Genomic DNA, 14,385 nt, shown 5'->3' with positions numbered 1-14,385 from the left:
ACCTGCCTCGCCTTCTCGTTCGGTCGCTTTTTTCGTGCATCAGCAATCACCTGCGCCGCTTCGTCCTGGCCCAGTGACATCGCGATATCAGTGGGCAAATTGGTCTCTTCCTTGCCTATTAAGACATAGTTACCACTGAAGAAAGCGCAGGGGCGCGACCGGCCAGCCACTGAAGTATCGTCAGACTGTCGATTAGATCAGTCAGTTGGAACAGCTCAGTGGGAATTCGCGGAAAGTCGCGGACACTCAGCGCTGCCGTGCCTCGCACATGGAACTGCCTGCCGTGGACTCCAGCGCCGCCGGTGAGGTGATCTGGTCCAGGCCGGACAGCGGTTTGCGCGGCAGTTGTTACAGCGGATGAGGAGCTGTCCGGCCGGACGGTGGCGGCTCCCGTCCAAATCTCCACGCACCGCCCGCGATCTGACGCGTCGGCGCGCCGTAGGCCCTACCGGGCAATCGTTCCGGCAATCGTGGGACTAGCTTTCACCTCCGGCACCTCTCCTTTCCCTTGGGGCATTCCTTCATCCGTAGTACAGGTACCTGAGCCACGAGCAGTGACAAGAAAGGCCGAGTTCGAAGCGGCGATGCTGGACCGAGAACGGAACCGGCCACACGGCAACTGGGCCAAGCCCCGCAAGCCGAGGAGCGCATGAGGACCCACCGGCCCGGTCGCAGTCGGACGGGACGGGAAAGGCGACCGGATCGACGTGCAGTTCGCGACGTGAGCCTTGTGGATTGCCAAGAGGTGGCCGTCGGTGCAGCCGCGGCAGCCCACGGTGGTTCGCGCCAGGAGAGAACGCAAGCGTCGGTCCGCGCGGCGGTCCTTCGCCGGTGTTGCCCGTGGCGAGGACAGGGCGCCCCGGCGGTGTGCCAGCGAGGCTGATCGACGCTGTCCGGTCGCCGCGGTACGACAAATTCGCAGTCCCTGGGGGCCGCTTGCACGGTGCCGGTCTCCTGCACACTCGATGGCGATACGGCGGGGGCACTGCGGGAAAGCAGGCGTAGTCCGGGAGGTGGTCGAGCAGTTCGCGGGAGCCGGGCGTCTTGAGGACCGTTTTCTGGACGTGGGGGTTGGAGCCGTCGAGGCCGAGGACGTCGCGGGCCGCCGCAGGGTCGCGGAGCCGGTCACGGACGGCCTCGATCCGGCCGGCGGGACGGGGCTGCCGTCCGGGCCAGTGGGGAGATACAGGTGGCCGGACGAACCTTCGCCAGGGTGAGCTGAACGAGGCGCGATGTCGTCTGGACCGCTGCGTGATCGGCGCCACTCCGAAGCCGGTGTGGCTGTGGTGGTCGGGCATCGGCGCCACCGCCTCTCGTTCGAGCTGCTCTGGCAGGTCTTCCTGCGGTGCTCCGACGTCGAGAACACCTTCAGGCTGTTCAAACGTACGCTGGGATGGACGTGCCCGAAGATCCGCAGCCCCGAGCGGCCGACCGCTGGACTTGGCTGACCGTCGCCTGCTGCACGCGGCTGCGGCTGGCCCGCCCGCTGGCAGCGTGCAACCCCACACCTCGAATGGCAGGATGAGGGGTGTCAGTCATTAGTAAGCTGCAGATCAAGCCTGGTCAGAGCGTCGTTGTACTGGGCAAGCCCAACGACGTCCACCTGGAGATCGAGGCCGCGGGTGACGCGGCTTCGGCCGATGCGGTGATCGCCTTCGTGACCACCTCCGGTGACCTTCTCGGGGCTGATGCGCAGGCGGCGCTTGCCGCCGCACAGCGCGATGCCCTCGCCTGGGTGGCCTACCCGAAGGGCGGGAGGCTCGGAACGGATCTGAACCGCGACACCCTGGCCGCCGCGCTTTCCGAGCGGGGTGTGCGCCCCGTGCGACAGGTTGCCATCGACGAGACCTGGTCGGCGCTCCGGTTCCGACCCGGCGAGTGATCTCCGGCGGCACCTCACAAGACGGTGGTGGCGATGCCGTCATTCATAGCGACTGCCGCATCAGACCCCCGTGGCGCGCGGACGGCGGGGTGCCCGGCGACGCCGTGTCGCTCCGCGTCGCCGGGAAGGGGCTGCCGACGGTCCCGGGGGCTGCTGACGGGTGACGGACCCTGGCGGCGCCCCGACCAGGCGCGTCCTGGGGTCGTCGGCTTGGAAGGTGATGCGACGGAGGAGGCTTGCCCCGTTGAGCGCGACGCCCTCGCGGGCGAGGACGAAGGCGAGGGCGAGGGAGGCGGAGCGGGCGTTGCCGTCGTCGAAGGGATGGAAGAAGCAGACGTCGAGATAGGCGCGTTCAGCGCGGGCGATGAGGGCGAGAGGCCACGCGCCGTCCGTTGCGCTCTGGGCCAGGCAGGCATCGAGGCGGCCGCGGGTGTTGGGGCCGATGCCGTAGCGTTCCCGGCCCTCTTGGTGACGGCGGGCAAGCTGCGAACGGCGGCGATTGTCTACGAGGCGCGGCGGGCCGGTGTCCCGCTCGTGTTCGTGGACCCCGCCTACTCCTCGAAGGCGTGCACGCGGTGCGGGCACGTCGACCGGCTCAACCGCATCTCCCAAGCCGAGTTCGTGTGCCGGTCGTGTGGCGTCGGTGCGTACGCCTGTCGGAACGCTTCCCACGTCCTGGCGCGCAGAGGCGAACGTGTGGACTGCGAGGCGTGAGTCACCCGTCCCAGCCGCTCAGCCAACCGGCTGAACGGCTCAGACGCGGAAGGCCACCTCACAGCCAGTAGGGCCTACCTGCGAGCCCGGCCCTCAGAGCCGGGTAGCTGACGTATCCCGATGGAGCGGCGTAGGCCTGTGCCTGTCGGCTTCCTGTCGTGAAGCCGCCTGGATCCGAATCCGATTGCTCCTTCACCGCTGGCTGAGCATCCTGCTGGGATGCGCTTCTCCATCAACATCCCCAACTTCGGCGACTTCGCCGACCCCCGTAACGTCGCGACCGTAGCGGCTGCCGCCGAACAGGCCGGCTGGGACGGGCTCTTCGTCTGGGACCACGTACTGCACCGACAGCACCAGGGGCGTCCCTTCGGGGACCCCTGGATGCTGCTGACCGCCGCCGCGCTGACGACCTCTCGGATCCGACTCGGCACCCTACTGACACCGGTCCCTCGTTACCGTCCGCAGCAACTCGCCCGCCAGGTGGCCACCCTGGACCACCTCAGTGGCGGCCGGGTGATCTTCGCCGCGGGCCTGGGTGGTCCGATCGAGGACGAATACCGCAGCTTCGGCGACGCCGCCGAGCCGCAACTCCTCGCCGAGCGGCTGGACGAGGGACTGGAGCTGGTGAGGCGCTTCTGGTCCGGCGAGCCGGTGAACCACCACGGCCAGCACTACGAGGTCCGGGACGTGACGCTGGAGCCCGCCACCGTGCAGCGGCCCGGTCCGCCGGTGTGGATCGGCGGGTTCTGGCCGCGTCGTGCGCCCATGCGGCGGGCGGCGCGGTGGGACGGCGCGGTGCCGCTGTTCGAGACGGCCCGGCATGGTCATGTGCCGGACGCGGCGGAGGTACGGGAGCTGGTCGGCTACGTGCGCAAGCAGCGTACGGCCGGGGCCGAACGCCCCTTCGAGTTCGTGCTCGGCGGAGCCACGCCCCCGGACGCGGCCAAGGCCAAGGACGTGATCGGTCCGCTGCACGACGCCGGCGCCACCTGGTGGGACGAGCGGCAGGTCCAGACCGGCCCCGACCTGGATCGTCTGCCCCCGGTGCTACGCCGTATTGAGGCGGGGCCGCCGGCCGTCTGATCAGCCGTTCGAAAATGCGCCGGGCTCGTCGGTGGGTCCCTTCGGGCGCTTGTTGGGGAGGTAGCTGGGGCCGTTCATGATGACGTGGTGGCTGGCGTTGATCAGACGGTGCAGGAGCGACTCCGCGACGACGGGGTTGGGTCCGGTCAACCTTCACATCGAACCCGAGCACCGGATGCCCGTAGTCGCCCTCCGGGTCCATGAGCACCGGCTTGCCCAGCCGCTGCCCGATGGCCCGCAGAAGTCCGCAGAGCACATCGAGTCGCTCCTGCCCCTGGAACTCCCGCAGATCGATGTCAAAGTCGACCTCCTCCGCCGCAAGGAAGCGGAAGATCGCGCGCACATCGGGTGTCGGCCAGACCCGCAGTTCTGCACACTCGGCATCAGCCGGATGGGACAACACTGCCTCTGCCCGCGGCACCGGCATCACGGCATCACCCTCGGAGTACTGGCACCTCCACCCGCTCGCGTCGATGAGGTCAAGGACGGTCTGCCAGTCCTCCACCGAGGCGTTAGGCACGCGTACGTCCGGCAGTGACCCCCGGCCCGAGAGGTGCTCGGACGGTCTGTCACGTGCGCTGTTCGAGACCGGTCTCAGATGGCAATTCGTCGATTCAGGCTTCGTCGGGGAGTGTCTCATTCGCGTCGGAACCCGTGTTGACGTCTCGGTTCTGGATCGTTGCGGCTGCATGATGGAGTTCGGTGAGCACCGTCCGTACGGCTCGCCGTGCGGCACGTTCGGGGCGGTGGAGCACATCGATGTGGCGTCGGGTGTTCACGCCGCTGAGAGGTCTGAGGATCACTGAGGGGTGCGGACGTGTGGTCCAGCGGGGCATCAGGGCCAGGCCGCCTCCGGCGGCCACGGCTTCGGCGACCACCGCGAATTCGTTGATGCGGTGGACGATGTTGAGCCGCCGGTTTGCGGCGGTCGCGATGGCGTCGATGGTCGCCATCAGTGGGAAGCCGCCGTGAACGGTGATCCAGGGTTGATCGGCGACGTCTCGCGGGGTGAGGCGTCGTTTGGCGGCAAAGGGGTGGTCGGCCGGGAGGGCGATGTCGAGCGGTTCGCGCAGCAGCGTGCTGGCGGCGACCGTAGCCGGCCACGGTGGCGCCTGGTCGAGACGGTGGGCGAGTACGAGGTCGTAGTCCCGGGTCAGCCGCGGGAAGTGGTCTTGCGCGACGTCCTCGTCGGCGAGCGAGAGCCGCGGGCGCCCAGGGCCGGTCCGGTCACGCAGCAGCAGCGGGAAGAATGCGGCGGCCGCGCTGTGGAAAGCCGCCACCGACACACCCGCGTCCGGCCGGTCGACGAATTCCTCGATGGTGTGCCGAGCCCTGGCCAGCGCGGTCTCCACCTCGATGGCCGCGCCGGCCAGGGCTTGCCCGGCATCGGTGAGCACCAGCCTCCGTCCATCACGTTCGGTGAGTGGGACGGGGATCGAGCGTTGCAGCAGTCGTAGCTGCTGGGAGACCGCCGAGGGGGTCATCAACAGCGCCTCGGCGGTCGCGGTGACGCTTCCGAGCTCGCCGAGCTCTCGCAAGATCTGCAACTGTCGTTCATTCACCCCTCTTAGTGTAGTGATACTTCAGGGTTGCTTAAGAAGCTCGTACTTGGCTTCAGAGTGGCAGCAGTGCAGCGTAGGGGGGTGTTTCACGCCCGCCGCACTGACGCAGTGCTTCTCCTGGTCGCCATCGTCTGGGGCTCCAGCTATCTGGCCGCGAAGACGGCCACCAACGCCATGCCCGTCCTGGTGGTGCTGTTCGTGCGGTATGCGATCTCTGCGATCGCCTGCCTCGTCCTCGTCGCCATCCGCCAAGAGGGGCGCTACACGCCAGATGAGGTGCGTGTCGGGTCCCTCTTGGGGGTGACCCAGGCTGCTGTCCTGGTTCTCGAGACGTACGGCGTCGCCCACACCAGCGCGGCCAACGCCGGCCTGATCATCAGCCTCACCATCGTGCTCACCCCGCTGCTGGACCGCATGGCAGGTAGCGGCCGACTGCCTCCGCGCTTTTTCGCCGCCGCAGGCGTGTGCCTGATGGCCGTCACACTGCTCATGTCCGACAGCGGCTTCCAAACTCCCCGGATCGGTGACCTGCTGATGCTCGCCGCCGCGGTGGTGCGCGCAGTGCACGTTGCGCTCGTGGGGCGACTGACGAAGGGCCGCGTTGTCCGGCCGTTGCAGCTCACGGCCGTTCAGACGGTTGTCGGTTCGGCGCTGTTCGCCGCGCCGGCCTCAAGCGGCCTTCCGAAACTGACTCAGGTCGATGCCGCGGTCTGGAGCCAGATGGTCTATCTCGCCCTGTTCTGCAGCGTGTTCGCCTTCCTCGCCCAGACCTGGGCGGTACAGAACAGCTCCGCAAGCCGGGCCAGTCTGCTACTGGGCACCGAACCGGTCTGGGCCGTCGCGGTCGGCATCGGCCTCGGCGCCGAAAGGTTCACCGTCCTTGCCGGCCTCGGGGCGGCGCTCATGGTCACCGGAACGTACTGGGGACAGAGCATCGAACGCACCCACCGCTCCGTCAACAAAGAGGAGCTCCCACGGCGGACAACGGCACCTACCAGCGTCTGATCGACCTGCTCGCCAGCACCGCAACCGTGTACGAACTCATTGACCACGACCCGGAAGGCACAACCGAAACGGTCGGCGCACTGCGTGGACACCAGGAGTCGGAAGCCGCGCAATGCCTCATCCTGATCGTCAAGATCGACCGGCATCGTCAAGATCGACCGGCGAGTCACTCGCTACGTGCTCGCGGTCGTCCCCGGCGACCGGCGTGTGGACCTTCAACGCCATCCCCACGCTGTTCGCAGCCCGCTACATCGGTTTCTGCGACGCGGCCACGGTCGAGCAACTGGCCCACGCCGTCCCCGGCACCGGCCTGCCCTTCAGCTTCGACCCCGGACTTGAACTCGTCGCAGTCCCGGCCGCCGGGCCTGGGGCGGCGGCACCGGGCGCTGCTGCGGCGCACAGCAGCGATTCGGCAGGTATGCGGACCGAACGCCCAACTGCCAACCGTGCACCAGGGAGGCGAGCGCGGCCAGCGCAATGGCCCCCTCCGGCAGAGGGCTCCTCGGGGCCGGATCGGCCCCGGCACTCTTGCGGTGTTGCACAAGCCGCTCGACGAGGGCCTGTTCGAAAGCGTGCTGGTCATCGTCGAGCAGTACGCGCAGCAACCGCTGCTCCGGAGTCAGCGCGCTGGCCCCAAAACGATCTAGGGGAGGCGGGCCAGCAAGTGAGCGTCGAGGAAGCCCCGCTCGGAGGCCGGGTCGTGGAGCAGCCGGGCGAAAGTGACGAGCCCGGCCCCGGCCAGCAACTCGGCGAACCGGTCCACCGGCCAGCTATAGGCGGGCGTCACCTTGTGGTCGAAGCGGACCGGCTCCGATCCGTTGGTCGCGAAGAACGAGACCAGGAGCAGGCCGCCTGGTGCCAGGACACGTACCTGCTCGGCGAGCAGCGCGGGCAATTCCCCGGGCGGGGTATGGATCATCGAGTAGTGGGCCAGCACGCCGCCGAGCGCGCAATCCTCGATCGGCAGGGCCTCCATCCGCGCCTCGTCGAACCGCAGCGCCGGATGGGCCCGCCGGGCGTGGTCGACCATAGCCGGGGAGAGGTCGAGCCCGAAGGCGTCCAGCCCCAGGTCGTGCAGCATGGCCGTCAGATGTCCAGGCCCGCACCCGACGTCGGCTGCCCGCGGGTTCCCTGTCCCGCGCACCAGTTCGGCGAAGGTGGCGATCATGTTCCGCGAGAACGGGTGCGTCTCCAACCGATCAGTGAACATCGACGCATACAGCTCGACGACCCTGTCGTAGGCCGCCCTGGTCTCGTCCTGGTGCTTCATCACGGGAAGGGAAGCTAACACCCGCGCGCGTTCGCAGCTTCCCCGGGGGCGCTGTGCCGACCCCTCGCATGCCCTGGAGCGCCTGCTCGATGGCAGCCTCCACTGACACCGCAGGACCGACCGATTCCGATCCCGCGCTTACGCGCCCGCCGTCCGCGCCCCTGCTGCGAGCCCGGCTGTAGGACCACCTCCAACGCGTCACGATCGCACTGCCTTTGGCGAACGGTCGGTAGCAGATGCAGAGGATAGACCGGTTCGTTCTCGCCACTGAGATTGACCCACTAGGATTTCGCCGGCTGGTGTCCGTCCGGCGGGTGTGACCGCCATGCAGTCGCCGACCTTCGGGGGGAGCTTCTTGCTGTCGGTCGCTACGCCGGCGTGTCCGGGGTCAGTCACCGTCCTGGGTCCGGGCGGCCCTCCTGCGCCGGGGAGCCGTCGTCTTGCGGATCTCCTCGGTGGCCGCGCGGAACGCGGGCGCGGCGTGCTCGAAGTAGTTGAAGAGCAGATCTCGCTGCTCCGGGGTGTAGCGGGCCAGGACCTCGGCGATGTGGCGGCGGGCGGGGCTTACGACCTCCTCGATACGGGCGAGCGCGCCCGGGATCGGCTCGACGATCACACGTCTGCGGTCCTTGGGGTCCGCGGTGCGGCAAGCGTATCCGGCCCGCTCGAGGCGGTCGATCAGGCGCGTGGTGGCACCGGTGGTAAGCCCCGTCCTGGTGGCGAGCTCGCCTGAGGTGAGGCCACCTTCCAGGACGATCAGGCTGAGTGCGTACCACTCCGATGTGTGCAGTCCAGCGGCTTCCGCGCTGGCCAAGCCCTGGAGGCCTACTGCGTCCAGGTACTGACGGAAGATCACATGCTCCTCCCCGCTGCCCGAGGGGGTTGCCATCACCGGAGGTCCTCTCCTAGGTTTATCTGCACACGTGCAGATACTGCTTGCGTTCAGAGTCTTGTCCAGTTTAGGCAGAAGAAGGAGTCCTCCGCCATGTCAGCAACCCCCCACGACGTCGCCGCAGTAACCTCCGTGCTGAACGGCCTCGTTGCCGCATGGGAACGGCACGACGCCGACGCATACGGCGAGCTGTTCACCCAAGACGCCACCTACATCACCTATGTCGGCACCTTCTACCAGGGGCGCCGGGACATCGTGGACAGTCACCGCACCCTCTTCACGACCTTCCTCAAGGGCACCAAGCTCGCGGACGAGGTCCTCGACATCCGTTTCCACGGACCCGACGTGGCCGTGGTCCACGGGCGCGGCGACACCTTCAAGGGCAAACGGCCACGCAAGCTCACCAAGATCCAGACGTACACCTTGGTACGGCAGCAGGACGACACGTGGCGCATCGCGGCCTTCCACAACACGAAGCGCAAGCCGCTGATGGAGTCGATCTCTTACAGGTTTGCCCCGGGCCTCATCCCGGACGCCGAGAGGTGAACCCCGGCATCGCATCCTGGTGGCCCCAAGAAGGGTGGGAACACGAGCAGGTCTGGGCGCCGACCGAGCGCGGGCGAGGAATTTGCGCAGATGCTGCACCGGCACGGCTTCAGCCATCAGGTCCCGGCTCGCCGCAGGGTGGAGCGCAGCGAGGAAGCGGTCACCGGTTGGATGAAGGAGGCCAAGCGAAGGCGCTGTGGAAGAACTCCGGGTGGCCAAAATGGTCAAGGACTCCGCTGTCAGTGCCCGAGATCATCCGGTGTCTCAAGCGCTACGTGGCACGCGAGATCTACCAGTACATTCGAGCCGTCGCACTGCCACAACCGGCACCTGGCACCGGTTGACAGCACATGGGGGCATCAACCTGAACGTGTACAAAGACGCCCGCCTGCAGGCGTTCATCGACACCTGTGACTGGATCACAACCGGCCTCACCTTGACGACATGACGACATGACGACGGTGTTCGTTCGTTGTGCAGTCGTGGCGGCGTCGTGTCCCGGGCAGACGCGGGGTGGCGGGGCTGGCTGGTGTTGGCGGTCTTACTGATCGTTTCAATATGAGCTGGTGGGCGCCTGGCGTCGGGATGTGCCGTAGGTGAGCCGCCACGAGTGGTCACCGACCGGCGGATGACCGTCCCACCGCGGTCTGCGCGTCGGCTGCCGCGAGCACGGTGTCAGCCAGTTCTGCGGCGGACTGTCCGCCACCCGCATCGATGCGATCCACGCCCAGCCTGTCGATGGCATCGATCATGAGTGTCTGGTAGCGCTCAGTGCGGGCCAGGAACTTGTCCATCAGGACCTGTTCCTCGTCTGTGGCTGCTTCATAGCAGCCCGCCGCGTGAACGCGGGCGCGTACTACAGATTCGTCGGTCGTGAGCCACACAGCGGCCGTGCGCGGGACCTGCAGCCTCGCGACGCGGACGGGCCAGAGTGCCGACCCCTCCAGAACCAGGCCCGTCCTGCCGCGGTCCTCGGTCGCAGCGGCCGTGATCAGCTCTTCGATGCGCGGCCACAGTCGATCGTAGTGGCCGAGAACAGACGTGATCAGCTCGTCAACCGTAAGTGATCCGTAGTGCTCGGCGACGTGCGCTGGCACCTCCCACTCCGGCGTTCTCCAGGGTCGCCCAGGATGCCGGGCCAGCCCGTCAGTGCTCAGGCACTCGAACCCGAGCTTCCCCGCAACCACTTGGGCAACGGTCGACTTCCCGACGTTCGACGTCCCGCCGATCAGAACCACCCGTACATCCCGCACGCCAACGACCCTACTGATCCTCCAGGGACGATGCCTGCGGTCGGCGGAGACAAATGATGCAGCATGCCAGTTGCAGGAGCCCGTGGTGGAGGCCGGCACGGCGTTCATGGCGGATGCGTAGGCGTTTGAACTGGTGGAGCCAGGCAAAGGTGCGCTCGACAACCCACCGGGTCTTCCTCAGGCCGGAGCCATGAGCGACACCTCGCCTGGCGATGCGTGGCTTGATGCCGCGCTTCCACCGCAGGCGGCGGTACTTGTCGAAGTCGTAGCCGCGATCGGCGAACATCCGCTTGGGCCGGTTCCGGGGGCGGCCCCGCAGTCCGCCTATGCGGGGGATCGCGTCGTGCAGTGGAATCAACTGCGTGACGTCGTGACGGTTTCCGCCGGTCCACGATCACGTGATGCTTGGATTCGGGCCGCCCGCGGTCGACGGGCGAAGGCCCTACGTGATCCCCCTTTTGAGCGCCCGGACGTAGGAGCCGTCGACTGCGCAGTCGTCCATGTCCAGCGCGTCCGCAGCGTGCAGTCCAGTCAGGGGCATGGTGCAGGGTCGGCCAGACTCCGGCTCGGTCCAGTCCCGTAGTCGGCGCCAGCTGGTGATGCCGGAACAGCCCACCACCTGGACAGGAACGTCACGCCAGGCCACGCCCTTGCGCAGCACGTAGATGATGCCTGCCAACGCCACCCGATCAGGCACGGGAAGGCGGCCGGGGTACCGGTTCCGACATTCCTGTCGCGGCGGCAGCAAGGGTGCTTTGCCGGTGTGTGGCGGGTACCCAGGTTTCTGTCCAGGTTTCCGACCAGCAACGGATTTCTCCGTCGGCCAGGGTCGCCACGTGGAGGTTTCCGTCGGGTGCGGCGTGCAGGGCGACCAGTCGGGCTGGTCCGGTGTAGAGGATGTGTTTCTTGGCTGTCGTCGACGTCTCGGTGACGACGGTGAGCCCGTCGGGTCCGGCGGTGGCGCGGGCGATGCCGTGCCGGATGCTGCGCAATGCGGTGTAGGTGCCCGGACTGGGGGAGGTTTCGGTATTCTCCCAGGGTGCTCCGGAGTGGTGTCTGCTCAGGCTGTGGCGGGTGCCGTCGGCTGCGACCAGGTCGGCTTCCAGTTCGCCCCAGCCGCGATGCAGTGCGATCGTTGCGCGGACTGCCGGGACCGCGCAGACTGCCGCCCATTGCGGGAGTTCGTCGTGGTGGGCGGGCCAGGTGCAGTGGGTGACACGGCCGGGCTCGCCGACCAGGACGGCGGCACGGCCGGCCGCGTCCCAGGTTGCGGCGAGGACGCGGGAGTCGGGGGCGGCCGGCAGGGCCTCTTGCTGGGGTGGGGTGCTGTCGGGCGACAGCCGTACTCGCAGGATGCCTTCGGGCTGGGCCGTCCAGATCAGGACCTCGCCTCGTGTCGAGACGAGGACCGCCAGGCCCCGTGCCTGTCCGGCCAGTACCGTCCAGCCGCCGTTTTGGCCGGTGTACCAGAGGTTGCCGCTGCCGTCGACGGCGGCTGCTACGAGGTGGCCCCGCGCGTCGTTGGCTGTTGCCAGTTCGCGCAGGTCCAGTGGCTGCCCGTCGGGTGACGGAAGCTGGTTGCCCGCGGGGTCCGTGCCGGGGACGGGGGCGGTGAACCAGCGCAGGCCGCGATCGCCGCCGGTGGCTGCCACTGGACGGTTGAGGGCGTCGGTGGACAGCGCCATACACAGCTGTCCGGGGTCTGGATCCGCCGCGACGAGGCGGCGCAGTTCCTGCGCCCAGGGCAGGAGCGGACTGGGTCGCCGAAGTGGTTCCCTGTCGAGGGCTCGCATGAGGCAGTCCGTGACCGCGGTGGAGTAGCCGGCCGCGGCGAGTTGTTCGGGTGCCGCAGCCATGAGCGCCTCGGCGCTCGGGTGCAGCGGCAGGTGGGGCAGCAGCAGTACCCGGGCCAGGACGCCGACCGCGAGGCAGTCCTTGTAGAGGCTGGGGGGTTGACCGCATGTCTCTTCCTCCAGCGTGGCGTACCCTGCGGTGCCCACCAGGACGCTGATGTCCTGGTCCAGTCGCTTGAGGAAGGTCAGGTCGATCACGAAGCAGTTCCCCGCGGTGTCCACGAGGACGTTGTCACCGGAGATGTCGCGGTGGGCCCAGCCGGCGTGATGCAGTGCGTCGATGATCCGGCTGAGGCGCACCAGCACCCGCAGTCTCTTATGGGGTGGGGCTGTGCTGTCACGGGCCCACTGGTCCAGGGGGCGTGCGTCCTTCATCCAGGGTCCGATCAGGTACACCCCGCCGGGCTCGCCCGGCGCGCACTTGGCGTGGGGCTGCACGCCTTCGAGGTAGGCGGAGCGGATCAGTTCGGCGATGTGGATCTCGTTGGCTGCGTGCACGCTGTCCATCCAGCGGTTGCGCCAGGCGGTCGGCTCCTGCGGTGGCGTCGTGGCGTCAGCGCGGAGAATCTTCACCGCGTGCCAGGTGGGGTTGCCGTCGCGGTCCTGACGGCGGGCCTTCCACAGTTCCCCCTCGCCGCCGCGGTGGATGAACTGCTCGAGTTCGAACTCGTCGGGATGGTCCGTGCGGCCGAAGGTGTAGCCGGGTTCCCAGAGCGATGTCGCACTCACACGCCCGCCCGGTACAGGAAGTCGGGCACGGCCGAGGGGGCGGGTGGGGACACGGGTGCAGAGGGCGGCGAGGGCTGCGGGGTGGCGCTGGTGTCCATGGTGTCCGTGGCGGGGGTGTGCGGCTCGTCCTGGTGCACGTTCTGGGCCGCGGTGCCGTGATCGGGCGTGATCGGCATGGGCGCGGGGGGCGCCGCCGGGTCGGTCAGGGTGGGCGTCCGGGCGACCGCAGCAGCGGAACCGCCCAGGCGGGGCGGCTGGGCCGGATGAAGGAGCCTGGGCCGTGCGGGGGCGGCTGACAGATGCTCGGCCAGTGCCTCCAGGCACCCGGCAAGCCGTGCCGTCTGCTGCGCCCGCCAGGCGGGATCGGCGGCCTGTTCCTGGATCCCGTCGGCCACTGCGTCCAGGCACCGGTTCAGGGCGCTCAGGGCGGGCCGGAGGTCCTGAGGCACGTCGCCTGCCGTCTTGGGCCCGAACGCCTCCGTGAGGTCGCGGATGAAATTGCGCTGCCCTGACGGGGTGTGGCCCTGGCGGATCGCACGGGCGACCGCCACGCAGATGCCTGCCCTGTCGAAGAGCCCGTTGCCCAGGACCCGCCAAGCCTCCGCCTCGGCCTTCATGCCCGCCTCGGCGATCCGTGCCGCCTGCTCCTGCGCCACGGCGGAGGGGGCGGGAGCGCCCGCCGCGCCTGGTGTCCTGCTGCCGCGGGCATCCTCCTGTCGCTCTTCCGGCGCGTGCCCAGCCTGGGCCACTGCGCAGGGAAGTGTCCCGCCCGCGGCCGGGCCTTGCGGGAGCGTGACCCGGCGGGAGGCGCCGTCCTTCGGGGGCACAGGACGGCCCGGCGCCGCCGGAGGGCACGTCCGGCACGGCTGCCCGTGCCTCAGTACCTCACCGAGGCCGCCGCCTACGGGGATGACGGGAAGCAGCATCGTGCCGCTGCAGTCGGCCGGCACCACCATGTCCGCTGCTGCGTGGGCGCCACAGGCGAAGACGTCCCCCTCCGTGTCCGGGCCGCACTCGCCCGGGACATCACGCCGCTGTTTGGAGTCGACGTCCCCGTCCCGGCAGGGTTCTTCACCGGCGGATGTCCGGCACTCGTGGTCGCAGAAAGCGACCCACAGGAGGTGGCCGGACATCCTGGCGTCCGCGCCCGGGTCGCCGGTCTCGTCCGCAGGTGCCGGGGAGGCGGGTTCCCGTCGCGCTCGGCGCGATGGCGCCACCGGTATCCGCCGGACGCGCCACCGGGGGATGCCCGCGGTGTCGTCCGACCCGGCCTCACAAGCGAATTCGTGGCCCTGCGAGGCCACATCCGCGTAAGGCCCGACGGGCACCAGGCGTACAGCGGAGCGCAGTTCGCTGCCTGTCACCTGCATGGTCACCAGCGTCGGCAGCACGGCCGGCGAGGTGTCCATGGGCAGTTGGGCCCAATGGACGCCCGGCCGCCGCCCCTGGAAGCGACTGCCGTCGGGCACCTGGAGCGGCTGATGGGTCTTCGCGTTCCGCCACGATGCGTTCATCGGCTTTCCCTGGCGTGACCGTTCCTGCGGCCGGTCGGCGCGATGGTCACGGCCGGTTGCCGAGCATGAAACGCGGGGCGGG

General features: G+C 68.7%; 15 protein-coding genes and 2 pseudogenes. 7 read left to right on the top strand and 10 right to left on the bottom strand.

The window, feature by feature from the left end; translation table 11 throughout:
- Positions 1-1,232 precede the first annotated feature (1,232 nt).
- The 4 genes from AAW14_RS00645 (at position 1,233) to AAW14_RS00630 (ending at position 3,679) form a co-directional block, all read left to right on the top strand.
- Entirely contained in the window at positions 1,233-1,448 is a 216-nt protein-coding gene (locus AAW14_RS00645; RefSeq protein ID WP_416223226.1) for a hypothetical protein, read from the top strand.
- Between the two features lie 80 nt (positions 1,449-1,528).
- Complete coding sequence (locus AAW14_RS00640; RefSeq protein WP_265558645.1) at positions 1,529-1,882, top strand: hypothetical protein; 354 nt, start codon at positions 1,529-1,531, stop codon at positions 1,880-1,882.
- A 210-nt stretch (positions 1,883-2,092) separates the two neighbouring features.
- Complete coding sequence (locus AAW14_RS39655; protein WP_416223225.1) at positions 2,093-2,596, top strand: zinc ribbon domain-containing protein; 504 nt, start codon at positions 2,093-2,095, stop codon at positions 2,594-2,596.
- Between the two features lie 219 nt (positions 2,597-2,815).
- Positions 2,816-3,679, top strand: coding sequence for an LLM class flavin-dependent oxidoreductase (locus tag AAW14_RS00630; RefSeq protein ID WP_265558642.1), 864 nt, complete (start codon positions 2,816-2,818; stop codon positions 3,677-3,679).
- Here AAW14_RS00630 and AAW14_RS00625 read toward each other — a convergent pair whose 3' ends face one another.
- The 3 genes and pseudogenes from AAW14_RS00625 to AAW14_RS00615 form a co-directional block, all read right to left on the bottom strand.
- On the bottom strand, positions 3,680-3,829 hold the full coding sequence (locus tag AAW14_RS00625; RefSeq protein ID WP_322740991.1) for a hypothetical protein: 150 nt from the start codon (positions 3,827-3,829) through the stop codon (positions 3,680-3,682).
- Positions 3,822-4,277, bottom strand: a pseudogene (locus tag AAW14_RS00620) (hypothetical protein); the annotation flags it as partial. The gene AAW14_RS00625 and the pseudogene AAW14_RS00620, both read right to left, overlap by 8 nt.
- A 16-nt stretch (positions 4,278-4,293) precedes the next feature.
- Positions 4,294-5,241, bottom strand: a complete 948-nt coding sequence (locus AAW14_RS00615; protein ID WP_265558640.1) for a LysR family transcriptional regulator — start codon at positions 5,239-5,241, stop codon at positions 4,294-4,296.
- Between the two features lie 81 nt (positions 5,242-5,322).
- Here AAW14_RS00615 and AAW14_RS00610 point away from each other — a divergent pair, with 81 nt between their 5' ends.
- Complete coding sequence (locus AAW14_RS00610) at positions 5,323-6,246, top strand: DMT family transporter (RefSeq protein ID WP_265559243.1); 924 nt, start codon at positions 5,323-5,325, stop codon at positions 6,244-6,246.
- Between the two features lie 317 nt (positions 6,247-6,563).
- Here the strand turns inward: AAW14_RS00610 and AAW14_RS00605 are convergent, their stop codons facing one another.
- The 3 genes from AAW14_RS00605 to AAW14_RS00595 form a co-directional block, all read right to left on the bottom strand.
- A complete protein-coding gene (locus tag AAW14_RS00605; protein ID WP_416223224.1) occupies positions 6,564-6,851 on the bottom strand; it encodes an Imm49 family immunity protein in 288 nt (95 codons plus the stop codon).
- A 38-nt stretch (positions 6,852-6,889) separates the two neighbouring features.
- Complete coding sequence (locus tag AAW14_RS00600; protein ID WP_265558638.1) at positions 6,890-7,519, bottom strand: class I SAM-dependent methyltransferase; 630 nt, start codon at positions 7,517-7,519, stop codon at positions 6,890-6,892.
- Positions 7,520-7,904: 385 nt separating this feature from the next.
- Complete coding sequence (locus tag AAW14_RS00595) at positions 7,905-8,405, bottom strand: MarR family winged helix-turn-helix transcriptional regulator (protein ID WP_265558635.1); 501 nt, start codon at positions 8,403-8,405, stop codon at positions 7,905-7,907.
- Between the two features lie 96 nt (positions 8,406-8,501).
- On the opposite strand from AAW14_RS00595, the gene AAW14_RS00590 reads away from it, so the two are divergent.
- Both AAW14_RS00590 and AAW14_RS00585 read left to right on the top strand, forming a co-directional pair.
- The gene (locus tag AAW14_RS00590) at positions 8,502-8,954 is read left to right on the top strand and encodes an SgcJ/EcaC family oxidoreductase (protein WP_265558633.1); all 453 of its coding nucleotides are present in this window, start codon (positions 8,502-8,504) and stop codon (positions 8,952-8,954) included.
- A 90-nt stretch (positions 8,955-9,044) separates the two neighbouring features.
- Positions 9,045-9,368, top strand: coding sequence for a winged helix-turn-helix domain-containing protein (locus tag AAW14_RS00585; RefSeq protein ID WP_265558631.1), 324 nt, complete (start codon positions 9,045-9,047; stop codon positions 9,366-9,368).
- Between the two features lie 200 nt (positions 9,369-9,568).
- On the opposite strand, the gene AAW14_RS00580 is transcribed toward AAW14_RS00585, so the two are convergent.
- The 4 genes and pseudogenes from AAW14_RS00580 to AAW14_RS00565 all read right to left on the bottom strand — a co-directional run bounded on the left by AAW14_RS00580 (position 9,569) and on the right by AAW14_RS00565 (position 14,303).
- Positions 9,569-10,192 (bottom strand): hypothetical protein, encoded by a 624-nt coding sequence (locus AAW14_RS00580; protein WP_265559241.1) that lies wholly within the window; start codon positions 10,190-10,192, stop codon positions 9,569-9,571.
- Positions 10,193-10,217: 25 nt separating this feature from the next.
- Positions 10,218-10,955 (bottom strand): annotated as a pseudogene (locus AAW14_RS00575) (IS5 family transposase).
- Positions 10,897-12,789, bottom strand: a complete 1,893-nt coding sequence (locus AAW14_RS00570; RefSeq protein ID WP_265558629.1) for a phosphotransferase — start codon at positions 12,787-12,789, stop codon at positions 10,897-10,899. Before AAW14_RS00570 ends, AAW14_RS00575 begins: the two are co-directional and overlap by 59 nt.
- Positions 12,786-14,303, bottom strand: a complete 1,518-nt coding sequence (locus AAW14_RS00565) for a hypothetical protein (RefSeq protein WP_265558627.1) — start codon at positions 14,301-14,303, stop codon at positions 12,786-12,788. Before AAW14_RS00565 ends, AAW14_RS00570 begins: the two co-directional genes overlap by 4 nt.
- Positions 14,304-14,385: the final 82 nt, after the last annotated feature.

Source organism: Streptomyces hygroscopicus, assembly GCF_026168105.1.
GTDB classification, from domain to species: Bacteria; Actinomycetota; Actinomycetes; order Streptomycetales; family Streptomycetaceae; genus Streptomyces; species Streptomyces hygroscopicus_D.
Note: the sequence above shows the minus strand (reverse complement) of the source record. Positions and strands in the feature narration are given on the sequence as shown.

Bases quoted from the DNA above. Each gene is read 5' to 3' on its own strand.
- AAW14_RS00645 (WP_416223226.1), top strand. From the start codon at position 1,233: ATGTCGTCTGGACCGCTGCGTGATCGGCGCCACTCCGAAGCCGGTGTG.
- AAW14_RS00630 (WP_265558642.1), top strand. From the start codon at position 2,816: ATGCGCTTCTCCATCAACATCCCCAACTTCGGCGACTTCGCCGACCCC.
- AAW14_RS00595 (WP_265558635.1), bottom strand. From the start codon at position 8,405: ATGGCAACCCCCTCGGGCAGCGGGGAGGAGCATGTGATCTTCCGTCAG.
- AAW14_RS00590 (WP_265558633.1), top strand. From the start codon at position 8,502: ATGTCAGCAACCCCCCACGACGTCGCCGCAGTAACCTCCGTGCTGAAC.
- AAW14_RS00585 (WP_265558631.1), top strand. From the start codon at position 9,045: ATGCTGCACCGGCACGGCTTCAGCCATCAGGTCCCGGCTCGCCGCAGG.
- AAW14_RS00565 (WP_265558627.1), bottom strand. From the start codon at position 14,303: ATGAACGCATCGTGGCGGAACGCGAAGACCCATCAGCCGCTCCAGGTG.